The sequence below is a fragment of the Dactylosporangium sp. NPDC051485 genome, from assembly GCF_040682015.1.
Taxonomy (GTDB): domain Bacteria; phylum Actinomycetota; class Actinomycetes; order Mycobacteriales; family Micromonosporaceae; genus Dactylosporangium.
The window spans coordinates 1-23,289 of the sequence record NZ_JBFAZW010000065.1; the positions used below are offsets into that span (position 1 = coordinate 1).

The 23,289-nt window shown below is 75.1% G+C and carries 11 protein-coding genes and 1 pseudogene; 8 read left to right on the top strand and 4 right to left on the bottom strand.

Features of this window, described 5'->3' with window-relative positions; genetic code table 11:
* Positions 1-852 (bottom strand): annotated as a pseudogene (locus tag AB0M46_RS31315) (hypothetical protein); the annotation flags it as partial.
* Between the two features lie 40 nt (positions 853-892).
* Between AB0M46_RS31315 and AB0M46_RS31320 the strand changes: the two are divergent.
* Entirely contained in the window at positions 893-1,912 is a 1,020-nt protein-coding gene (locus AB0M46_RS31320; RefSeq protein ID WP_363341848.1) for a hypothetical protein, read from the top strand.
* Positions 1,913-1,923: 11 nt separating this feature from the next.
* On the opposite strand, the gene AB0M46_RS31325 is transcribed toward AB0M46_RS31320, so the two are convergent.
* Complete coding sequence (locus AB0M46_RS31325; RefSeq protein WP_363341850.1) at positions 1,924-2,982, bottom strand: GNAT family N-acetyltransferase; 1,059 nt, start codon at positions 2,980-2,982, stop codon at positions 1,924-1,926.
* A 97-nt stretch (positions 2,983-3,079) separates the two neighbouring features.
* On the opposite strand from AB0M46_RS31325, the gene AB0M46_RS31330 reads away from it, so the two are divergent.
* Both AB0M46_RS31330 and AB0M46_RS31335 read left to right on the top strand, forming a co-directional pair.
* Positions 3,080-3,616 carry a hypothetical protein gene (locus AB0M46_RS31330; protein WP_363341852.1) on the top strand — a complete coding sequence of 179 codons (537 nt, stop codon included), beginning with the start codon at positions 3,080-3,082 and terminating at the stop codon, positions 3,614-3,616.
* Positions 3,617-3,701: 85 nt separating this feature from the next.
* Positions 3,702-4,814: an FAD-dependent oxidoreductase gene (locus AB0M46_RS31335; RefSeq protein WP_363341854.1), complete on the top strand. Its 1,113-nt coding sequence runs from the start codon at positions 3,702-3,704 to the stop codon at positions 4,812-4,814.
* Here the strand turns inward: AB0M46_RS31335 and AB0M46_RS31340 are convergent.
* Complete coding sequence (locus AB0M46_RS31340) at positions 4,777-5,433, bottom strand: hypothetical protein (protein WP_363341856.1); 657 nt, start codon at positions 5,431-5,433, stop codon at positions 4,777-4,779. The genes AB0M46_RS31335 and AB0M46_RS31340 overlap by 38 nt on opposite strands.
* Entirely contained in the window at positions 5,430-7,199 is a 1,770-nt protein-coding gene (locus tag AB0M46_RS31345; protein WP_363341858.1) for a carbamoyltransferase C-terminal domain-containing protein, read from the bottom strand. Before AB0M46_RS31345 ends, AB0M46_RS31340 begins: the two co-directional genes overlap by 4 nt.
* 186 nt (positions 7,200-7,385) lie before the next feature.
* On the opposite strand from AB0M46_RS31345, the gene AB0M46_RS31350 reads away from it, so the two are divergent.
* The 5 genes from AB0M46_RS31350 (at position 7,386) to AB0M46_RS31370 (ending at position 23,201) form a co-directional block, all read left to right on the top strand.
* Positions 7,386-8,327, top strand: a complete 942-nt coding sequence (locus AB0M46_RS31350) for a glycosyltransferase family 2 protein (protein WP_363341860.1) — start codon at positions 7,386-7,388, stop codon at positions 8,325-8,327.
* Positions 8,324-9,520 (top strand): ATP-grasp domain-containing protein, encoded by a 1,197-nt coding sequence (locus AB0M46_RS31355; RefSeq protein ID WP_363341862.1) that lies wholly within the window; start codon positions 8,324-8,326, stop codon positions 9,518-9,520. Before AB0M46_RS31350 ends, AB0M46_RS31355 begins: the two co-directional genes overlap by 4 nt.
* 479 nt (positions 9,521-9,999) lie before the next feature.
* Positions 10,000-14,739: an amino acid adenylation domain-containing protein gene (locus tag AB0M46_RS31360; protein WP_363341864.1), complete on the top strand. Its 4,740-nt coding sequence runs from the start codon at positions 10,000-10,002 to the stop codon at positions 14,737-14,739.
* A 9-nt stretch (positions 14,740-14,748) separates the two neighbouring features.
* A complete protein-coding gene (locus AB0M46_RS31365) occupies positions 14,749-17,937 on the top strand; it encodes an amino acid adenylation domain-containing protein (RefSeq protein ID WP_363341866.1) in 3,189 nt (1,062 codons plus the stop codon).
* On the top strand, positions 17,934-23,201 hold the full coding sequence (locus AB0M46_RS31370) for an amino acid adenylation domain-containing protein (RefSeq protein WP_363341868.1): 5,268 nt from the start codon (positions 17,934-17,936) through the stop codon (positions 23,199-23,201). Before AB0M46_RS31365 ends, AB0M46_RS31370 begins: the two co-directional genes overlap by 4 nt.
* Positions 23,202-23,289: the final 88 nt, after the last annotated feature.

A 23,289-nucleotide genomic window follows, 5' to 3' on the forward strand; every position in this document is an offset into this window, starting at 1 on the left:
CGCGCCCCAGGCGACGCGGTGCACCACCGCGCCGGCCGCCGCCGGGCGCTCGCGCAGCCACGCCGACAGCCGGGGCTGCCACAGCCGCAGCAGGTACCCCCACAGCATGCCGGCCGCCCCGGAGGCGAGCACGGCCACGTAGAACGCGCTGATCTGCGCGGCGGCGACCCGTCCGGCCTGTTCGGCGTACAGGATGGGGATCCCGGCCAGGGCCACGGCCTCGCCGGCCGCGAGCAGGACCACGGCCCGCACCGCGCCGGCGGCCTCGGCCCGCGACACGGCCGGGCGCACCGGCACCGTGCGCCACAGCGCGGCGAGCAGCGCGGCGGTCACCAGCCCGGCGGTGCCGGCCAGGACGGCGAGGACCGGGCCGACACCCGCGCCGCCGAGGACCGCCAGGGCGACCGCGACGCCGTAGCCGGCGGCCACGGCCGTGAACGCGGCGGCGTCCGCGTGCATCGCGCCGCGCAGCCGCCACAGCCCGACGAGCACGGTGGCGCAGCCGGTGCCGGTGTACATCGCGGCCGCCGCGGCGTAGGTCACCGCCGCGGTGCCCGGGGCGAGCAGCGCCACGAGGGGCCAGACCAGCAGCGCGGCGCCGAACGGCAGCACCGCGAACCACACGAACAGCGGCTCCGCCCGCCGCCCGCCGGGGCCGCCGACGAGCACCAGCGCCGCCCGCTCACTGCCGCCGGACAGGGCAAACAGCCAGCTCATCACGCCGGTCGCGGCGGCGTAGCCGGCGAACGTGACGGGGCCCCAGGCGGCCAGCAGCGCCAGGCCGGCCGCGTACTGCGCGGCCCGGGCGACTCCCCGCCCGGCGACGAGCACCGCCACAGTGCGTGCGCGCATCCGCTGTCCTCCATTGCCGCCGACCGATATTCTCCGCGGGGTGGACCTCACCGTCGAGTTCGTCGATGCGACGCGGCCGGAGCCGCCGGCCGGCTGGGACGCGTTCGTGGCGTCCGCCGCCGTGCATCCGGTGTGGCACTGGCCGGTCGTGCACGCCACCGCGGGCCGGCGGCGCGGCGCCGCGCTCGCCGCGATGCTGCGCGACGGCCCGGCTGTCACCGGCCTGGTGTACGCCCGGCTGGCCGGCCCCGCCCGCACGCTCGCCGACGTCTCCTGTCCCGGGTCGTCGTCGATGCCGGGGCTGGTCCTGCCGGGCGGCCTGCCATCGGTCCTCGACCCCGCCGGGGTCGGCGGGCCGGGGCGCGCGCTGCTCGCCGCGGCGGTGGCGGCGTTCGAGGCGGCGGTGCGGCGCGAGCGCCGGCGGGTGCGCGCCGTGGCGTACCGCTCCGTCTTCGCCGGCGAGCTGCCCACCGTGGCCGGGCGGTTCAGCCTGGTCGGCCGGGGCCTGCCGGTGACCATGTTCTACAACGAGTACCCCAGCTACGAGCGTTACCTGGCCGGGCTGAGCGGCTCGCGGCGGGCCAGCCAGCGCCGCCAGGTCCGCCTCGTGGAGCGTGAGCCCGGCCTGGACTCGTCGTTCGGGCCGCTGGCCGGCGGGGTCGACGTCGCGCGGTTCAACGCCCTCGCCGACGCGACCAGCCGCCGCCACGAGACCCGGCGCTGGCCACGGGCGCGGCGGCTGTCGCACCCGCAGCGCGCGGCGCTGGCCCGGGTGCCGGGCGTGCTGGCGGCGCGTTACGCGCGCACCGGCGGTGAGCTGGTGGGTCTGGGGATCAACTTCGACCATCCATCGGTACCGCTGGCCGGCCCCTGGGGCGCCCTGGACCCGCACGAGGGCGGGCCGCGCGGGCTGTGGTTCGACCAGCACGCGCGGATCCTGCGGTGGGCGATCGAGTCGGGCCGGGCCGGCGTGATCGGCGGCAAGGGCCTCGTGGAGCTCAAGTGCGAGCTCGGGTACGAGCAGGTGCCGCAGTGGCTGGTGCTGCGCCGCCTGCCCTGAGCGTCGCGGCGTCATCGGCCGGCCAGCCGGCGCAGCACCGTCCACTGCGGCACCGCCTCGAAGCCGAGCTCCGCCTTCTGCGCCATCAGCCCCTTGCCGGCGATGTAGCCGGCGCGGCCCGACTCGATCGCCCAGCGCAGCGAGCGGGCGAAGTGCTCGTACCAGACCCCGGCCCGGCCGCCCTCGTGCGGGTCGACCGCGGCCCAGGGGCCGGCCAGCGGTACCGATGGATGGTCGAACGTGATGGTGGCGGCCAGCAGCCGGCCGTCGGCGTCGGCGTAGCGCAGCAGCCGGGCGCCCGGCAGCGCGGCCTGCGCGGCGTGGAACTGCGGCGGCCAGCGCCGCCGCGGCGGCCACCGGCGGCGCTGGTTGCGCTCGCCGGTCCGCTCGGCCAGGGCGTGGAACGCGGCGGCGTCGAAGTCCTCCGGCACCTGTCCGAAGTGGACGGTCACGCCGGGGTCGCTGTCGGTCTGGCGGACCAGCCGGCCCTGGTCGCGCCGGCGCTTGCCGGGCAGCGCGGCGAGGTACTGCTCGTAGTCGGCGAACCGGTTGCGCAGCACGGCGACGTCGTCGCCGCGGCGCACCAGGCCGATCCCCCGGGCCAGGACCGGCAGCGCCCCGGCGTAGACCTGCCGGTAGGACACCGCCCGGATGCGCCGCCCCCGCTCGCGGCGCAGCGCGGCCTCGAACGCCTCGACCACCGCGGCGAGCGGCCCGCCGTGGCGGCCCGTCCCGGCCGGGTCCGGCCCGGTCGCCGGATCGCCGGGCAGCGCCACGCCGGGCAGTGGCATGCCGGGCAGGGCCACGCCCGGCAGGGACATGGACCCGGGGCACTCGACGTCGGCGACCGACCGCCCCGGCCCGATGAGCCGGGCGTGGACGAGGCCGGCGACCCGGTCGCCGTCGCGGACCACCGCCGCGACCGCGGCGCCGTCGCGGGCGGCCGCCATGGTGCGCACCAGCGACCAGTCCCACACCGGGTGCAGCGGCGCATCGCGGACCAGCTCGGCCCAGCCCGCCGGCGGGTCGATGGCGGTGGGGTCGGCGAACTGCACGTCCAGCTCCCCCATGCTCACTCCTCGGTGCTCGGCGGTGTCACCAGCTTAAGCCCATCGATCGACGGTATGCTTGTACATCGATGCATGCCTGGCGGACGGGAGACGTTGCGTGGCGGTGTTGCTGTTCGGGGCCAACCCGGGGCTGACGCTGTTCGCAGGCGACGATCGCCGCCCGGTCGCCTTCGCCTCCGTGTGGCGCGTCGACTGGTCGGTGCGCGGCGCCGGGCGCGCCCTGGTCCTCTGGCACGAGGGGCGTCCACGGGTGCTCACCGAGGCCCCGGAGCTCGGCCACTGGGTCGCCGAGGCGTTCGTGCGCCACTTCCCCGAGGTGGACGGGCTGCCCTGGCCGGAGCCGGAGGTGCTCGAGGCGCCGGTGCGCCTCGAACTGGACCACGCCACCGGAGTGCGCGCGGAGGCCGCCGACGTCCGCCTGGACATCAGCGGCCCGCTGGACCGCCGGGTCATCGAGGTGGCCCGGTTCCCGGGCAACGGCCTGCGGCTGCGCAACGTCTACGTCCCGTGCCACGCCGGCACCCTGCACGTCGCGGGCGTCGCGGTGCCGGGCGCGCCGCGGGTCACCGCCGCGCCGCGCCCCTCCTCGACGGCGTTCCTGGCCGACGCCGAGGTGTGGTCCGACGGGCCGTGAGGACGGAAGTCCGTCATCCCGCCTTCGCATCGATCACCATCATGATGTACTGCAGGCGTCGGTGAGGTGTCCTGGAGGTTGATCAGTGCCGATCACGAGTATGCGCCCGGTGCGGATCGTCGGTGCCGGCCTGGCCGGTGCGACGGTGGCCTACGAGCTGCAGCGGGCCGGCCGGCCCGTCGAGGTCGTGGAGGCGGACGGGGACTGGGGCGGGCAGCTGCGCACCGCGTCGGCGGCCGGCATGCTCTACGAGCCGACCGGCGCGCACATCTTCCACACCCGCGACGAGGAGGTGTGGCGGCTCGTCAACGAGCTCGTGCCGATGCTGCCCTACCGCCATCAGGTGCGCACCGAGGTCTTCGGCCGGGTCATGAGCTGGCCGCCGCAGCTGGCCGAGCTGCGCGAGCTGCCGCAGTGGCCGGTCATCGAGCGCGAGCTGGCCGCCCGCCCGGCCCTGCCGAGCGGCGACAACCTCGAGGCGTGGTGCATCGAGCTGATGGGCGAGACACTCTACCGCGAGTACATCGAGGGGTACACCCGCAAGCAGTGGGGCTGCGATCCGCGCGACCTCGCCGCGGTGTGGGCGCCGCGCCGCATCGAGCTGCGTGACGACGGCTACCGCGACCTGTTCCGCGACCCGCACCAGGGCTGGCCGGAGGGCGGCTACCGGCGCCTGGTCGACGGGCTGCTGCGTGGCGTGCCGGTGACGCTCGGCACGCCGGTCACCGTGGCCGACTGGGACGACCTGTGCCGCGGCGCGGCCGCCGTCGTGCTCACCTGCGCCCTCGACGAGTTCTTCGCCGACGCGCTCGGCGCGCTGGCCTGGCGCGGGGTGCGGTTCGTGCACCGCTGGTTCCCCGGCCGCGAGCACGTGCTGCCCGCCGGGGTGCTCAACACGCCCGGCCCGCAGCACCCGCACACCCGGGCGATCGAGACGAAATGGATGAGCGGCCAGCGGGGGCCGGGGACGATGGTCAGCTACGAGTACCCCAACGCCCCGGCCCGCCACTATCCGGTCGAGGACGTGCAGGGGGCCAACCGCGAGCTGCACCGCAAGTACGAGAAGCTGCTCACGCAGCTGCCCGGACCGCCGCGGGCCGTCGCCGGCCGGCTGGCCACCTACACGTACATCGACATGGACCAGGCGATGCGCCAGGGCGTCAACGTGGCGCGGCGGCTGCTGAGCGCTCTGCGGTAGCCACCCGCGAGCGCAGCCAGGGCAGTGCCAGGACCAGCGCCGCGAGCACGAGATGCACCGCGCAGAAGGCGATCGCCACCACCGGCGTGGCCGGCGAGCCGGTGAACACCGTGATGTGCGAGGCCCAGTCGAAGCGGGCCGGGCGTCCCTGCGGCCAGTCGTAGAGGTAGAAGAACGTGATGTCGTTGAGCCCGGAGACCAGCACCAGCGTGGCGGCGAACCCCAGCCGCAGCACCCGGCCCGGCGGCGCGCCACCGAGCCGGTAGCCGAACAGCACCGCGAGGATCGTGAACGCGTTGATGAAGATCGCCATCTGGTAGAAGGCCGGGAACGCGGCCCCCTGGTCGCTCGCGTCGGCGAGCCGCAGCACCCGCAGCATGTGCAGCGAGTCGAGCACGCCCATGTAGCCGAGCACGACCAGGCCCAGCAGCGCCAGGCCCGGGCCCGGCCGCTGCGGGAAGCCGCTGATGGCGAGTACCGCGAAGACGACGGGGCTGATGCGCAGCACGAACTCCGCCGGATTGTCGATGGTGCGGTCGGGCGGCAGCACCACCATGATGAGCAGCGTGAGCGCGCCGCCCGCCACGCCCGCCAGCAGCCAGCCCCAGCGTCGGATCACGACTTCTCCGTCCAGAAGGGGCCGAGCGCGAGGGCGTCCATGCCGGTCCTGAGGTAGCAGCGCACCGCGTCGGCCGGGGTGCACACGATCGGCTCCTCATTGTCGTTGAAGGAGGTGTTGACGACCATCGGCACGCCGGTCAGCGCGTGGAACTCGCTGATCATCTCGTAGTACCGCGGGTTGTCCTCGCGGGCGACGGTCTGCACCCGGGCGGTGCCGTCCTCGTGCGTGATCGCCGGCACCCGGGCCCGCTGGTGCTCCAGCACGTCGAAGACGAGCAGCATCACCGGGCTCGGGTAGCCGCTGGCGAAGTACTCCCCGGCGTGCTCGGCGAGGCAGGACGGCGCGAACGGGCGGAACGGCTCCCGGTGCTTGACCTTCTCGTTGAGCCGGTCCTTGGTGTCCGCGCCGCGCGGGTCGGCCACGATCGAGCGGTTGCCCAGCGCCCGCGGGCCGGCCTCGATGCGGCCCTGGAACCATCCGACGATCTTCCCGCCGGCCACCGCCTCGGCCGTCGTGCGGGTGATCCGCTCCTGCCGTACGTAGGTCAGCCCGGCCTCGGTGAGCGCCTTCTCCATGTCCGCCTCGGGGTACTCGGGCCCGAGGAAGATAGCGTTGCCGCGGTGCCGGGGCGCGCCGAGCCGGCTGCTGACGATCATGGCCGCGCCCAGCGCCGAGCCGTCGTCGGCCGAGGCGGGCTGGGCGAAGAACTCCTCGAACGGAGTCTGCAGCAGGATCTTGCCGTTCATGACGCTGTTGAGCGCCACGCCGCCGGCCGTGCACAGCCGGGTGCGGCCGGTGTGTCCGGCGAGCCAGCGGGCCACGTGCAGCCCGGCCTCCTCGAGGGTGTTCTGCAGCGCGTACGCGACGTCGGCGTAGTGCTGCGCCACGGCGTCGCGGGTCTTCGCCCGTGGCGCGCCGAAGCGGTCGACGAACTTCTGCGAAACCTGGTGCTTGCCGGTGGCGTGGTGCCGGAACCAGCTGAGGTCCAGCGCGTAGCGGCCGTCGGACTCGAGGCGGACCAGGTCGCGGAACTCCTCCACGAAGGTCGGGCGCCCGTAGGCGGCCAGCCCCATGATCTTGCCCTCGTCGCGGGACGGGTGGAAGCCCAGCCAGCCGGTCACGCAGGCGTACATCGCCCCGAGGGAGTGCGGGAAGCGGACCCGGCGGACGTCGCGGATGCGGTCGCCCTCGGCGACGCCGAGGAACGTCGAGGTGCCGTCGCTGCCGATGCCGTCCCAGGTGATGATGGCCGCGTCGGTCCACGGCGAGAGGTGCAGGGCGCTGGCCGCGTGGGCGTGATGGTGGTCGACGAGGTGTACCCGGAACTTCGTGGGGCCGGTGTGCCCGACCGCGTCGCGCAGGATCCGGCCGAGGGTCATCGAGCGGCGCAGGTGCAGCAGCAGCGCCCCGCCGACGTGGTAGTCGTCGGAGTGCGTCTGCGCGCCGCCGCCGGCGAGGGTGGAGCGCAGGCTCTGCGCCCGGCCGGCGTAGTCGCCCCCGTCGTTGCGAAACACCGCCAGGGTCGCCGGCAGGTGCCGCAGGAAGTGGAAACCGGCGTGCAGTACCTCGCGTGGGGCCTGCCAGAAGTAGGCGACGTGGTCGACCTCGGCGAGGGTGATGCCGGCGTGCGTGAGGCACCATTTGACCGCCTCCGCGGGAAATGCACCGTCATGCTTGATCCGCGTGAATCGCTCCTCCTCGCTGAACGCGACAATCTGGCCGTTGTGCAGCAGCGCCGCGGCCGAGTCGTGGTGTTGGCTCAACCCGAGTACATACATCGCAGCTTCCCGTCGTCGGTGGACGCTCCATTGACCGTAGTCGTGCTGATCGGTCGTTTGGGTCTGGTGGTTGACGATGGTATTGATATTGACAGCAGTCATCAATGCGATCGTGTGTTCGCCACCGTGACGATGGAAGGCCTACAGGTGCATCCATTTACGCTGACGGTTGTGGTCCCGTGCCTCAACGAAGAGGAGAACATCGGCCCGCTGTACGACGAGATCGTCGCCGAGCTGGCCGGCTACGACGACCTGGAGATCCTGTTCGTCGACGACGGCAGCACCGACGCCACACTGGAGCGCGTCCGCTCCCTGGCCGCCCGGGACCGCCGCGTCTCCTACCTGTCCTTCACCCGCAACTTCGGCATCGAGTCGGCGTTCTCGGCGGGCTACCGCTACGCCCGCAACGACTGGATCCTGCACCTGGACGCCGACCTGCAGTTCCCACCGGCCGAGGGCCGGCGGCTGATCGAGGCGGCCCGCGCCGGGCACGACGCCGTCTTCGGCATCCGGGTCGACCGCAAGGACCGCTGGCCGCGCCGGGCCGCGTCGAAGGTCCACGACCTGCTCGCCCGCAAGCTGCTCGGCATCGAGTTGCCCGCCGGTGCGACCACGTTCCGGCTGGTCCGCGCCTCGCTCGCGCGCCGGGTGGTCGACCTGCGGCTGGGCACCCCGTACTTCCTGGCCACCGTGCCCCGCCTCACCGCGGCGTGGACGACCGTGCCGACCGCGCACCGGCCGCGGCTGCGCGGCGAGCCGAAGGTGCGCTGGCGCAGCCTCGCCCGCCACTCGGTGGAGCTGTTCATCTCCTACTCCGACCGGCCGATGGCCGCCGCGATCGTCGCCTGCCTGCTCGGCGCGCTCGCCGCGTTCGCCGGCCTGGCGCTGACCCTTGCCGGCGCGCCCGGCACGGCCCTGCTGTACCTCGCCACCGGCACCGCGCTGGCCGCGCTCGCGGTGATGGGCCGCTACCTGGTGCACATCGGCCGCGGCCAGCCCCGCACGCCGCTGTTCCTGGTGCGCGAGGCGAACGTGCCGGTCGCCGACGCCGACCTGCTCGACCCGCAGGACCGCACCCCGCAGCGGCCGGCCCGGCTGGCGGCCGCCTCATGACGACCCTGCTCGTGCTGGGCGGCGCCGACGGCGCCCTCGGCACCCTCCGCCACGCCCGCCGCCTCGGTGTGCACACCATCTGCGCCGACGCGCGCGCCGACGCGCCCGGCGCCGCCGCCGCCGACGAGCTGCTCAACGTCAGCACGCTGGCCGTGCCGGCGCTCGCCGCCGCGCTGCGTGGCCGCCGGATCGACGGGGTCGTCTCCCCGGCGAGCGACGTCAACCTGCCCTCGCAGTACGCCCTCGCCACCCGGCTCGGGCTGCCCTGCGGGCTGTCGCAGGAGGCGGTGCGCGCCTCGGTCGACAAGGGCTACTTCCGCGCCGTCTGCGACCGCCTCGGCCTGCCCGGCCCGCGCTGGTGGCAGGGGCCCCGGCGGCACGCGCGGCGGGGCGTCGCGGACGCCGGTGTGCCCTACCCGCTGATGGTCAAGCCCACCGACTCCAGCGGCAGCCGCGGCATCAGCCGCGTCGACGACCCGGCCGGGCTGGCACCGGCACTGGCGGCGGCCGGCGCGTACTCCCGCCGCGGCGTCGTCATCGTCGAGGAGTTCCTCACCGGGCGGCACTTCACCGCCGAGGCCGTGGTCGTCGACGGGCGCGTCGCCGCGACGGGGGTGACGCAGCGGCGGCTCACCGACCCGCCGTACTTCGTCACCACCGAGCACTGGATGCCGGCCGGCGACCTCGCCGAACGGGCCCGGCCGGTGCTCGACACGCTGTGCGCGGCGCTGCGGTACCGCTGGGGAGCCCTCAACGTCGACCTGCTGCTCACCCCGGACGACCGCTTGGTGGTGGGGGAGTGGGGCGCGCGGACCGGCGGCAACGGGGTCGCCGAGTTGCTCGGGCTCGCCTACGGCGTCGACGCCACCGACGTGTACGTGCGCACGGCGCTCGGCCAGCGGGTGCAGGTCACGCCGCAGCCCCGCGGCCACGCCGCGTTCCGGGTGCTCGGGGCGCCCGCGGAGGGCAAGCTCGTCGGCGTCGACGGCATCGCCGCCGCCCGCGCCGTGCCGGGCATCGCCGACGTGGTCGTCGCGGCCTGCCTCGGCGACGCCGTGGTGCCCTACACGCGGGCCGGCGCGAAGCTCGGCTACCTCCTCGCCGCCGGCCCCGACCGGGCGGCGGTGGCCGGCTCACTCGCCGCCGCCGAGGCCGAACTGCGCTTCGACATCGAACTCAACGAGCGCGGGTGACCGGCCGGGCCGGGCAGCGGCGCTCGCCGCCAACACCTCCACCGCCCCGCGGCCGCGATCTCCTCCGGCTCCCTCCTGCAGCAGCAGTGGATGCCTGGCGCTGACGCTGCTGGTGCCGGCCGTGCCGCTGACCGTGCTGTGCTCGTGGTTCCAGACACGGCATGTGCTGGCATCGCGCCGCATACGTCAGCACCCGGTCCGCGGGGAGGTCCCGCGGCGGCACAACCCCAATTCGTGCCATGTGCTCGGACTCGCAAGGTGGGGCGATCCCGGCCAAATCATCGCTAGGGTGCTGAATAGGGTTTGGCCTTCCCGCACGCCGATCGGCGCCGGTTCTGCGAGGTGAGGCCGCGTTTCCGGTGATCGCAGGCCCTTTGACTGCACTGGATGAACACGAGAGTGCCCTTGGATTGGTGCGGCATTATTTCCGGCAGGAAAACGGCTAACGCACGGCCGTCCGATATTGGGGAGGGCTGCGCGTGTTTCAGCGTGTCCACGAACAGGTCGAAGAGCAGGCAAGGCGCACACCGGACCGGGTTGCCGTGATCGCCGGCACCGTCCGGACGCGCTACGCGGAGCTCGACGCCCGCGCGAACCGGATCGCCCGGGAGCTGTCCCGGGCGGGGGCCGGTCCCGGTGAGCTCGTGGGCGTGTGCCTGGGCCGCGACGAGCACCTGCTCCCGGCGCTGCTGGGCGTGCTGAAGACCGGTGCCGCCTACGTGCCGATGGACCCGGCGTACCCGGCCGAGCGGCTGGCGTACATCGCCGCAGACACGAAGATGCGGCTCGTCGCCACCACCCGGGCCACGACGCTTGCCGGCCTGGACGCCGTCGCGGTGCCGGTCGACGAGATCGCCGCGGACGCCGACGCGACCCCGCTCGACCGGCCCGGCGACGGCACCGGCGCGGCGTACGTCATCTACACCTCGGGCTCCACCGGCCGCCCCAAGGGCGTCGTCGTCGAGCACCGCAACACGATGAACCTGCTGCGGTACGAGGCCGAGGCGTACACCGCCGAGGAGCTGAGCGGCCTGCTCGCCACCGCGTCGATCTGCTTCGACCCCTCGATCACCCAGCTGTTCCTGCCCCTGGTCACGGGTGGCACGGTCATCCTCGCCGAGAACGTCCTCGCCCTGTCCGCGCTGCCGGCCCGCGACGAGGTCACGACCGTCTACGGCGTGCCGTCCGCGCTCGCCGCGCTGCTGCGCGAGCCGCTGCCGAGCGGCGTGCGGGCCGTGTTCGCCGGCGGGGAGCCGCTGACCCGGGCGCTGGTCGACCGGATCTACGCCAACCCCGGTGTGCGCCGGGTGCTCAACCTCTACGGTCCGACCGAGTGCACCACGACCTGCGCGATCGCCGAGGTCGGCCGCGACGACACCGGTGAGCCGCCGATCGGGCAGCCGATCGCGGGCGCCGTCATGTCCGTGCGCGACGCCGACGGGCAGCCGGTCGCCGACGGCGAGCTGGGCGAGCTGTGGATCGGCGGCCCGGTGGTCGCCCGCGGCTACCTGAACCGCGACAGCGGCGGGTTCGGCGACGGTTGGTACCGCTCCGGCGACCTGGTCCGCACCGACGGCACCGGGCTGCGGTTCGCCGGCCGCGCCGACGACCAGGTGAAGATCCGCGGTTACCGGGTCGAGCCCGGCGAGGTCGAGGCGGTGCTCGTGCGCCATCCGGCCGTGCGTCGTGCCGGTGTCGTCGCCGCCACCGACGAGGACGGCGTGTCCTACCTGGTCGGGCACGTGGAGGCGACCGGCCTCGACGAGCGCGGCCTGCGCGCGTGGCTGCGCCGCCGGGTGCCGGAACACCTGGTGCCGACCCGGTTCGCGATCACCGAGCGGCTGCCCCTGAGCCCGAACGGCAAGATCGACCGGGCCGCCCTGCCCGCGCTCGCGGCCCGGCGCGGGACCGAGACCGCGTTCGTCGCGCCCCGCACGCGCGCCGAGGAGCGGCTCGCCGCGATCGTCGGCGACGTGCTGGGCATCGACGAGATCGGGGTCGACGACCGCTTCGCCGACCTCGGCGGGCACTCGCTGGCCGCGGCCCGGGTCTGCGCGCTCGCCGGCCGCGAGTTCGCGACCACGGTGCCGCTGGCCGCGTTCCTCGCCGAGCCGACCGTCGCCGCCCTCGCCGCGCTGGCGCAGGCGGGCTCGGAGGCGGGCTCGGCCCCGGCCGCGAGCGGACCGGTGCGGCACGAGGGCGTGCTCGAGTACCCGCTCACCCCGACCCAGCGCGGCCTGTGGACGCTGCGGCAGGTCGGCTCGGTGCCGGCCGTGACCACGGTGGCGTTCCGGGTCCGGCTCACCGGGCCGGTCGAGGCGCCCGCCCTGCGCTCGGCGCTGGCCGCGCTGGTGTCGCGTCATGAGGTGCTGCGCAGCCGGGTCGTAGAGCGCGACGGCGAGCCGATCGCGGTCGTGGGCGCGTGGACGGACGTCCCCGTCGCCGAGCACGACCTGCGCGACCGGCCCGCGGCCGAGCGCGCCGGGGAGGCGGACGCGATCGCCGAGGCCGCCGCCCGTCACGCCTTCGACCTGACCGGCGCCGCGCCGCTGCTGCGGGTCGCGCTCATCCGCCTCGCCGCCGGGGTGTCGGAGCTGGTGGTCGTCGCCGACCACATCGCCTTCGACGGCTGGTCCACCGGCACGTTCCTCACCGAGCTCGCGACCGAGCTGGCCGCGCCCGGCACCGTCGAGCCGCCGCCGGTACAGGTCGGCGACCTCGCCTTCACGCCCGACGGCGCGACGGACGCGTGGCGGGACGAGCTGGCCGGCGCGTCGCCGCCGAGCGAGCTGTTCCCGGGCACCGCGGGCTTCCGCGGCGAGCGGATCACCCGCCCGGTGCCGCCGGCGAGCGGCACCCCGGTCTTCGCGGACTGGCTGACCGCGCTCGGGCTGCTGCTGGCCGGGTTCACCGCCCGCAAAGACGTGCTCGTCGGCGTGGTCGTGGCCCGGCGCGCCGGACCCGAACTCGACCGGGTCATCGGCCCGCTCGTCGACGTGCTGCCGATCCGGCTGCGGCTAGAGCCCGCGGCCACCGTCCGGGACACCGTCGCGGCCGCGTCGGCGACGACGGCCCGGGCGCTGGACCGGCCCCGGCCGTCCACCGAGGACCTGTTCGCGGCCGTCGGCACCCAGTCGCGCGGGGCGATGCTGACCCCGGTGGTGCTTTCCGCGCAGCCGGCCGGGATGCCGGTCCGGGTCGAGCGGGGCGGGGTGCGGCTGGAGCTGCTCGGCGAGCTGGGGTGCGGCGGGGCGCAGAACCCGTTGACCGTCTTCGTGAACGAGACGGCCGACGGGGTCGAGCTTCAGGTGGAGTACGACACCGGCCTCACGAATCGCGAGTGGGTGGAGGCGTTCGCGGACCGGCTCCTGCGCATGCTCGCCGAGGTCACCGCGGACCCGGACCGCCCGCTGTACCGCCTGCCGCTGGTCACCGCGGCCGAGGAGGCGCAGCTGCTCGAGCTGGCCGCCGGTGCGCCGATCCCGGCCGGTGCGCCGGCCACGGCGGTCGAGGCGATCGAGCGGCAGGCGCGGGAGCGCCCCGACGAGGTGGCCGTCGTCGGCGCCGACGACGAGATGACGTTCCGGCAGCTGTGGGACGACTCGGCCGCGATCGCGGCGATCCTGCTGGACCGGGGCATCGAGACCGGCGACGTCGTCGGCGTGTGCCTGCCGCGCGACCACCGGATGCCGGCGACGTTGCTCGGGATCTGGCGGGCCGGGGCGGCCTACCTGCCGCTGGAGCCGGAGCTGCCGGCCGAGCGCCTGGCCTGGCTCGCCTCGGACGGCGGCGCGAAGACCGTGCTCTGCCGGTCCACGACCGCCGCCGCGGCCGGATCAGGCGCGCTGGACCTCGACCGGGCGCCGGCCGCGCCCGCGGCCGAGCTCCCCGCCGTCGGGCCCGGCGATCGGGCCTATCTGCTGTACACCTCGGGCTCGACCGGCAAGCCGAAGGGCGTGGCCGTCGCGCAGTCCAGCGTCGCCGCGCTTACCGAGGCGCTGCGCTTCGAGCCCGGCTTCGGGCCCGGGGACCGGATGCTCGCCGTGGCCACGCTCAGCTTCGACATCTCGTGCGCGGAGATCTGGTCCGCGCTCGGCGTCGGAGCCTGCTGCGTGGTGGTCGACCGCGACAGCGCGGTGGACGGGTACCGCCTCGGCCGCCAGATCGCCGAGCACCGCGTCAACGTGATGAACGTGCCGCCGACGATCCTGCGCACCCTGCTCGCGGCGGGCTGGACGGGCGGGGCCGACCTGCGCGTGTGGGCCGGCGGCGAGACGCTCGACCCGGCCCTGGCCCGCGAGCTGCTGCCGGTGGTGCGGGAGCTGTGGAACGTGTACGGCCCGACCGAGGCCACCGTGCTGTCGACCGCGTACCGCGTCCTCGAGGTCGGCGACGCCGTGCCGATCGGGCACGCGATGCTCGGCGAGCTGCTCTACGTCATGGATCCGCTGGAGCGGCTCGTCCCGGCGGGTGTCGCGGGCGAGCTCTGGATCGGCGGCGCCGGGCCGGCCATCGGCTATCACAACCGGCCGGACCTGACCGAGGCCGCGTTCGTGCCCGACCCCGTCGTGCCCGGCGGGCGGTGCTACCGCACCGGGGACCTGGTCCGCCGCCGGCCGGACGGCGAGATCGTGTTCTGCGGCCGGCGCGACCACCAGCTGAAGATCCGCGGCTACCGCGTCGAGCTCGGCGAGATCGAGGCCGCGCTGCGCGCCCACCCCGACGTCGAGCACGCGGTCGTCACCGCGCGGGGCCAGGGCGCGGAGGCGCACCTCGTCGGCTACGTCGCGGGCCCGGTCACCGCCGAGCAGGCCGCCGCCCACCTGCGCGCGAGCCTGCCCTCCTACCTGGTGCCGCATCGCTGGGTGGTGCTCGACGCGCTGCCGATGACGCCCAGCGGCAAGGTCGACCTCGGCGCGCTGCCCGAGCCTGGCGAGGACCGGCCGCACCGGCCGGCCGAGTCGATGATGGAGCAGCTGGTCGCCGACGTCTGGGCCCAGATCCTCACCACCAATCGCATCGGCGCCGACGACAGTTTCTTCGGTCTCGGCGGGCACTCGCTCGCCGCGACCCGGGCCGTCGGCCGGCTGCGCGAGACGCTCGGCTGCGCGGTTCCCGTGCGGCTGCTGTTCGACCATCCGGTCCTCGCGAACTTCGCGGGGCAGCTCGAGCGGCTTGTTATGGACGACATCGTGGCCGAACCGGCCACCGGTAACTAGGGAAACGCTATGACCTTGTCTGACCAGGACACCTTACGGGCCATCATGGAGCGGCGGGTCGCGGCTGCCCGCGCCGCCGCCCGGGCCGACGCGGAGATCCCGCGCCGGTCCGACCCGGACGCGCCGCAGCCGCTGTCACCGTCGCAGGCCCGGCTGTGGTTCAACGCGCAGTTCGAGACCAACACGTCGATCTACCACGTGCCCACGGTGCTGCGGCTGACCGGCCCGCTCGATGCCGACGCGCTGCTGGCCGCGCTGCGCGAGGTCGCCGCACGGCACGAGGTCCTGCGCAGCGTCATCGCGCCGCCCGCGCACGCCGTCGCCGGCCCGGCCGACCGGATCGAACTGTCCCTGGCGGACATCGACGAGCCGGGGCTGGACGCGGCGTTGCGGGCCGAGGTGAGCCGGCCGTTCGAGCTCGACCGCGAGCCGCCGATGCGGGCGGTGCTCTTCCGGCTTGGCGCCGAGCACCACGTGCTGGCCCTGACCGTGCACCACATCGCCACCGACGCGTGGTCGCAGGGCCTGATGCTCGACGAGATCGGCGCGCTCTACGCCGCCCGGCTCGGCCAGGGCGCGCCGCCCGCCCCGCCGCGGCTGCAGTACGCCGACATCACCGAGTGGCAGGCCACGCGGACCGCGGACGACCACGTCGGCTGGTGGGTCGAGCGGCTGGCCGGGCTCGCCCCGGTGCTCGCGCTCCCCGTTGACAGGCCCTACCCGGCGGTGGCCGACTGGAGCGGCGGCTACCTGCCGTTCAGCCTGTCCCCGGCCCTTGCCGAGCGGGTGCGCGAGACCGCCCGGGAGTGCAACGCGACGCCGTTCATGGTGGTGCTCGCGGCCTGGCAGGCGCTGCTGGGCCGGCTCTGCGGCAGCGAGGACGTCGCTGTCGGCGTGCCCGAGTCCGGGCGCCACCACCGCGCGACCGAGGGCGTCGTCGGCTGCTTCATCAACACGCTCGTGATGCGCACCGACCTGTCCGGCGACCCAACCGGCCGGCAGCTGCTCGACCGCGTCCGGGAGACCACCCTCGAGGCGTTCGCGCACGCCACCGCGCCCTTCGAGCGGGTCGTGGAGGCCGTGGCGCCCGAGCGCTCCACCGCCACGACGCCGATCTTCCAGTCGATGCTGTACCTGCTCGAGACCGCCCAGCGCGACCCGGTGCTGCCGGGCGTGCGCGCCGAGCGGCTCGACGCCCCGCTCGACTTCAACAAGTTCGACGTGAGCCTGTCGCTGCAGGCCGAGGGCGGCGGCTACAAGGGCGAGCTGCACTACCGCCGCGACCTGTTCGACCGGGCGACGGTCGAGCGCTGGGCGCGCTGGCTGCTCGCCCTGCTCGACGGGATGCTGGCCGAGCCCGACCGCCCGCTCTCGCAGCTCGACCTGCTGGGCGACGCCGAGCGGGCCGACCTGGTGGCCCTCGGCACCGGCCCCGACCTGCCCGCCGACGCGCCCGCCACGGTGCTCGACGCGGTCCTCGCCCAGGCCGACGCCCGCCCCGCGGCCGTCGCCGTCGACGCCTCCGACGGCACCCTGAGCTACGGCGACCTGGCCGCGGCCGCGGCCCGGATCGCGACCGCGCTGCGCGCGCACGGGGCCGGGTCCGGCTCGCCCGTCGGGATCTGCCTGCCCCGCGACCGGCACCTGCCCGCCGCGCTGGTCGGCGTCTGGCAGGCCGGATCGGCCTACGTGCCGCTGGAGTCCGACCACCCGGCCGAGCGGCTGCGGTACCAGCTCAGCGACTCCGGCGCCAAGGTCGTGCTCGCCGCCGCGGGGACGCTGGACGTGGCCCGCCCGCTCGTCGAGGGCACCGGCGCCGTCCTCGTCGACCTGGCCGACGCGCTGGCCGCCGAGCCCGGCGAGCTCCCCGCGCCCGGCCCCGACGACCTCGCGTACATCCTCTACACCTCCGGCTCGACCGGCCGCCCCAAGGGGGTGGAGCTCAACCACGGCGCCGTCGCCGCGTTCGTCGCCGCCAACTGCGAGCTGGTGCCGGTGACGCCCGACGACGTGATGCTCGGCCTGACCGCGCTCTCGTTCGACGTGGCCGGGCTCGAGCTGTGGTGCGGCCTCGGTAAGGGCGCCCGCCTGGCGCTGCTGGAGCGCGGCGTGGCCGTCGACGGGCACCTCGTGGCGCAGCGCATCGCCGAGTCCAAGGTGACCGTGATGACCGCGACCCCGACCACGTTCCGGATGCTCGTCGCGGCCGGCTGGCAGTCGCCGGAGGTGCGGGGGATCGCCATCGGCGAGGCCCTCGACCCCGCACTCGCCCGCGAGCTCACGGCCCGGCTCGGCGAGTGCTGGAACGGCTACGGCCCGACCGAGACCGCCGTGGTCTCCACGATGTACCGCGTCACCGCCCCCGTCGGCGACACCGTGCCCATCGGCATCCCGATGGCGGGGGAGTGGGTCTACGTGGTGGACGCCGCCGGTCGCCTCGCGCTGCCCGGGACCATCGGCGAGCTGTGGATCGGCGGGGCCGGTGTGGCCCGTGGCTACCACGGCCGGCCCGACCTGACCGAGGCCGCGTTCGTCGCCGACCCGGTCCGGCCCGGCGAGCGCTGCTACCGCACCGGTGACCTGGTGCGCTGGCGCACCGACGGGCTGCTGGACTTCCTCGGCCGCCGCGACCACCAGGTGAAGGTGCGCGGGCACCGCATCGAGCTCGGCGAGATCGAGTCGCAGCTGCGCTCGGCGCCGGGCGTGGCCGAGGCGGTGGTGACCGTCGCCGACCCGACCGGGGACGCGCACCTCGTCGGCTACGTGGTGCCGCAGCCGGGCTCGACGCCGGACACACAGGCCCTGGAGACCCTGCTGCGGGCGGCGCTGCCCGACTACATGGTTCCGCGCCGCTGGATGACGCTGGACGCGCTGCCGGTCAACGCCTCCGGGAAGGTCGACCGCGCGGCGCTGCCCGAGCCGCGGGACGAGGTGCAGCAGCGGGTCGCGCCGCGCACCGAGGCGGAGCAGCTGGTCGCCGAGGTGTGGAGCGCCGTGCTGCAGCGTGATGAGCTGTCGGTGTACGACAACTTCTTCGCGCTGGGCGGGCACTCCCTGTCGGCGACGCTGGTCGTGGGCCGGCTCCGCGACGCGCTGGACTTCGCGGTGCCGGTGCGGCTGCAGTTCGAGCAGCCGGTGCTGGCGAACTTCGCCGCCGCGCTGGAGGCGTTGCTGCTTGCCGAGGTGACGCAGGCGTGACGGTCACCGACACCCAGCGCTCGCTGCTGCAGCAGCGGCTGGCCGCGGCACGCCGCAACGCCGCCCGCACCGCCACCACCATTCCCGCGTCCCCCGACCCGGGCTCGCCGGCGCCACTGTCGCCGGCCCAGGCCCGGCTGTGGTTCCTGCACCAACTGGAGCCGGACAGCGGCGCCTACCACGTGACGGCCACCGTGCGGCTGACCGGCCCGCTCGACGTGGCCGCGCTGACCGCCGCGATCCGGGACCTGGCCGTACGCCACCACGTGCTGCGCACCCGGTTCGTGGACCGCGACGGCGTGCCGACCGCGGTGCTGGGCGGCGCGGACGACGTGCCCGTCGAGACCGACGGGGAGCTGGACGCGTTCCGGCAGCGGGCGTTCCGGCTCGAGGAGGAGCCGCCGCTGCGGGCGCTGATCCGCCGCGACGGGCCGGATGAACACGTGCTGCTGCTCGTGGTCCACCACATCGCCTTCGACGCGTGGTCGGTCGATCTGGCGCTGAGCGAGATCGCCGACCGGTACGCCCGCCGCCTCGACGGCCGCCCGGCGCCCGACGCGCCCGGGCTGCAGTACGCCGACTACGCCCGCTGGCAGTCCGGCCTCGAGCCGTCGGCCGCGGCCCTGGACCGGTGGGTCGAGCGGCTGCAGGGCCTGGCGCCGGTGCTGGACCTGCCGGCCGACCGGCCCCGCCCGGCGGTGGCCGGCCACGGGGCCGGGCAGGTACCGGTGCACGTGCCCGCGGAGCTGGCCGGCCCGATCGCCGGCCTCGCCGCCTCCTGCGGGGCCACCCCGTTCATGGTGCTGCTCACCGCGTTCCAGGCGCTGCTGGCCCGGGTGTGCGGCACGGACGACATCCCGATCGGCGTCCCGGTCGCGGGCCGGCACCACCCGGACGTCGAGAAGATGATCGGCTGCTTCATCGGCACGCTGGTCATGCGGACCGACTGCTCCGGCGACCCGACCGGGCGGGAGCTGCTCAACCGGGTCCGCGAGATGGCGATCGACGCGCTCGCGCAGTCCGAGACCCCGTTCGAGCGGATCGTGGAGCGGCTGCAGCCCGAGCGCAACCTGGGGCACACGCCGATCTTCCAGGTGCTGCTCAACGTGCTGGAGCAGCCGGCCGTACCGCTGCGCTTGCCGAACCTGGACGCGCAGGGCGTCGAGCTGCCGACCCACACGGCCAAGTACGACCTCAACCTCGCGCTGTCGCGCGTGGCCGACGGCTACCGCGGCACGCTGGTGTTCCGGTCCGACCTGTTCGACGAGGAGACCGCCCGGCGGCTGGTGGACTGGTTCCTGGCGCTGCTGACGGGCCTGGTCACCGAGCCCGACCGCCCCGTCGGCGAGCTGGCGCTGGAGCCCGGCGTGCGGCCCGGGCCGGACGGCCCGCGGGTGTCCTACCCGCTGGACCGGCCGCTGCACGAGCTCATCGCCCGCCACGCGGATTCGACGCCGGACGCGACCGCGGTGGTCGCGGCGGACGGCCGGCTGTCCTATGTGGAGCTGGACCGGCGCGCCGGGGTGGTGGCGGCCCGGCTGCTGGCGGCCGGGGTGCGGCCCGAGGAGCCGGTCGCGGTGCTCACCGAGCGCGGGACGGCTCTGCCCGTGGCGATGCTCGGCGCGCTCAAGGCCGGCGCCGCCTACCTGCCCGTCGACCCGGGCTACCCGGACGGCCGCGTGGCGGAGATCCTCGACGCCGCGCAGGTCCGGTTCGTGCTCACCGAGGCGGCGTTCGCGGGCCGTGAACCGTGCCGCGTCCCGGGCCGCGAGGCGATCGTGGTCGCGGACGTGACCGGCGAGCCGGCCGAGGCCGTGGTGGTGGCGATGGACCACCTCGCGTACCTCATCTTCACGTCCGGCTCGACCGGCCGGCCCAAGGGCGTCATGGTCGAGCACCGCAACATCGCGCACTACCTGCACGCGGTGGCGGACCGCATCGGGCACCACGGCTCCTACGCCCTGGTGTCCACCCACGCGGCCGACCTCGGCATGACGAACCTGTTCGGGGCGCTGGCCACCGGCGGCGTGGCGCACCTCGTGGATCGCGAGACCGCCACGGACCCGGAGGCGTTCGCGGCCTACCTGGCCGAGCATCCGGTCGATGCGATGAAGCTGGTGCCGAGCCACCTGGAGCTGCTGGCCGCGCACGGCGACCTCGCCGCGCTGCTGCCCCGCGAGCTGCTCGTCCTGGCCGGCGAGCCGTGCCCGTGGGAGCTCGTCGACCGCATCGAGCGGGTCCGGCCGGACCTCGAGGTGCAGGTCCACTACGGCCCGACCGAGACGACGGTCTCCGTGCTCGGCTGCGACGTGCGCGAGGTTCCGGCCGACCGCCGCATCGGCACCGTCCCCATCGGACGCCCGTTCGCGAACGTCGAGTGCCGGGTGACCGACCGGGCGGGCCGGCCGGTGCCGGACGGCGTGCCGGGCGAGCTGCGCATCGGCGGCCCGAGCGTGGCCCGCGGATACCTGCACCTCGTCGACGACCGCTTTCAGCAGGGTTGGTACCGCTCCGGCGACCGCGTCCGCGTCGACGCCCACGGCCTGGTGCAGATCCTGGGCCGCGTCGACGACCAGGTGAAGATCCGCGGCTTCCGGGTGGAGCTCAACGAGGTCGCCTCCGCGGTGCGCGGGGTCCCCGGCGTCGGCGAGGCCGTGGTACTGCCCGTCGGCGAGGCGCACACCCGCCGGCTGGCCGCCTGGATCACGCCCGCCACGGCCGATCCCGGGGTGGTGCGGGCCGCGCTGCGCGACCGGCTGCCGGACTACATGGTGCCGTCGGCGTTCGTGGTCCTCGACCGGCTCCCGTTGACCGCCAACGGCAAGGTGGACCGGACCGCGCTGCCCGCACCGCAGCCGCCGGGCGCCGCGACCCGGGTCGCGCCGGAGTCCCCGACGCAGCTGCGGGTCGCCGCCGCCTGGGCCGAGGTCCTCGACGGTGCCGAGATCGGGCTGGACGACGACTTCTTCGCCCTCGGCGGCGACTCGTTCAAGGCCGTGCGCGCCGTGCGGGCCATCGACCCGCAGCTGCGCGTCATCGACCTGTTCACCCGCCCGACCGTGCGCGAGCTGGCCGCCTACCTCGACGGCGACACCGGCTCGACCGGGCTGCTGCACCGCCTCGCGGGCCCGGCCGACGCGACGCTGACCGTCGTCTGCGTGCCCTACGGCGGCGGCTCGGCCGCGGCGTACGGGCCGCTCGCCACCGAGCTCGCGCAGCGCCTCCCGGGCGCGGCCGTGCTGGCGATCGAGCTACCCGGGCACGACCCGGCCCGGCCCGACGAGCCGCCGCTGCCGATGGCCGAGCTGATGGACCGCGTGGTGGCGGACCTGCCGACCGGCCCGGTGCTGGTCTACGGCCACTGCGTCGGCTCGGCGGCCGCCACCGAGCTCGCCCTGCGCCTGGAGTCCGACGGCCGCGAGGTCGCCGGGCTGGTCGTCGGCGGCAGCTTCCCGGCGGCGCGGCTGCCGGGGCGGGTGTCGTCCTGGCTGCACGGGCGCTTCCACGCCACGTGGTTCACCTCCGACCGGGCGTACCGCGACTTCCTGCGCACGCTCGGCGGCCTCGACGACGACGAGGGCCTCGACGCCGGCGTGATCCTGCGCAGCCTGCGGCACGACGTGGACGAGTCGCAGACCTGGTTCACCCGCGAGCTGACCCGGCCCGACCGGCGGCGGCTGCGGGCGCACGTGCTGTGCCTGATCGGGGCGCGGGACCGCTCGACGGAGCTGTACCAGGAACGCTATGCGGAATGGGGCGCCTTCGCGGATCACGTCGCGCTGGCGGTCCTGCCCCGGGCCGGGCACTACTTCCTCAAGCACCAGGCGGCGGCCGCGGCCGACGAGATCGCCGGCGCGCTGCGGGAGTGGGGCGCGGGCCGGACGCCGGCGGTGGTCAGCACCGCGGTCACCGGCGGCCGGGCCCGTCGCGACCTGCGCGAGTTCTACGTCATGACGGCCGGCCAGACCACCTCGCTGATCGGTGCCGCGCTGAGCTCGTTCGCCCTGGGCGTCTGGGCGTACCAGCAGAACGGCCGCGTCGCCGACTACGCCCTCGTCACCATGCTGGCCCTGCTGCCCTCGATCGTGCTGCTGCCGGTGGGCGGGGCCGTGGCGGACCGGATCGACCGGCGGCGCATCATGCTGGCCTGCAACGGGGCGGGCGCGGTGGTCATGTCCGCCGTGGTCACCCTGCTGGCGCTGGGCCGCCTGGAGATCTGGAGCGTCGGGCTGCTGGCCGGGCTGCTGTCCGCGGTGACCGCCTTCCACCGGCCCGCCTACCTGGCCGCGGTCGCGCAGCTGGTGCCGAAGCCCTACCTGGGCCAGGCCAACGCGCTGGCGAACCTCGGCCCGGGCATCGGCATGCTCATCGCCCCGCTGGCCGGCGGCGCGCTGATCACGGCGCTGGGCATGCCGTGGGTGGTCGCGGTCGACGTGGTGTCGCTGCTCGCCGGCATCGGCACGCTGCTGCTGGTGCGCCTGCCCGACCGGCTCTTCCGCCGGCAGGAGGAGACCTTCGTCCGCGCGATCGTCGGCGGCTGGCGGTTCCTCGTCCGACGCCGCCCGCTCATGATCATGATCGGGTTCTTCGTGGTCGAGAACTACCTCGCGATGCTCGCCCTGGCCGTGACCGTGCCGACCGTGTACGCGTTCGGCGGCACGACGGCGGTCAGCCTCGTCACCGCGTTCAGCGGCGTCGGGGCCGGCCTCGGCGCGCTGGCCATGGTGCTGTGGGGCGGCGCCGAACGCCGCGCCACGGGCATGGTGGGCTTCGTCATCGGGGTCGGCCTCGGAGCCGCGCTCGTCGGGCTGCGGCCGTCGACGGGGCTCGCGGCGGCGGGCAGTCTCATCTGGTACGCCTCGCTCACCATCCTCAACGCCCACTGGCTCGCGATCATCCAGGTCAAGGTCGGCCTGGAGCTGCAGGGCCGGGTGCTCGCCACGAACCAGATGCTGGCCGTGGCGATGACGCCGGTCGCGTTCCTGACCGCGCCGCCGTTCACGGACGCGGTCGCGCCGCTGCTGCGGCCGGGGGGCGCGCTCGCGGACACGGTCGGGCGGGTCGTGGGGGTCGGGGATGGCCGCGGTACGGGACTGATCCTGCTCGCCTGCGGCGTGCTGCTGGCAATCTGGGGCGCGCTGGGCCTGGCCTACCGTCCCCTGCATCGGATGGAGGACGACCTGCCGGACGCCTCAGCGGGTGCCGAGATCCCCGACTCGCTGGACGAGGTCCAGGCCCAGGCCGACGAACAGGTGCGTGTGTAGCCCGACGCGCTGGGCCCAAGTGGTTCTCGTGGCGATTGTGCTCGTCGCGGTGGCTTGCGCGCGCTGAGGGGCCGATCCGCACGGGCCG

Coding starts and splice junctions, on each gene's coding strand:
- AB0M46_RS31325 (WP_363341850.1), bottom strand. CDS start 2,982: ATGGGGGAGCTGGACGTGCAGTTCGCCGACCCCACCGCCATCGACCCG.
- AB0M46_RS31355 (WP_363341862.1), top strand. CDS start 8,324: ATGACGACCCTGCTCGTGCTGGGCGGCGCCGACGGCGCCCTCGGCACC.
- AB0M46_RS31365 (WP_363341866.1), top strand. CDS start 14,749: ATGACCTTGTCTGACCAGGACACCTTACGGGCCATCATGGAGCGGCGG.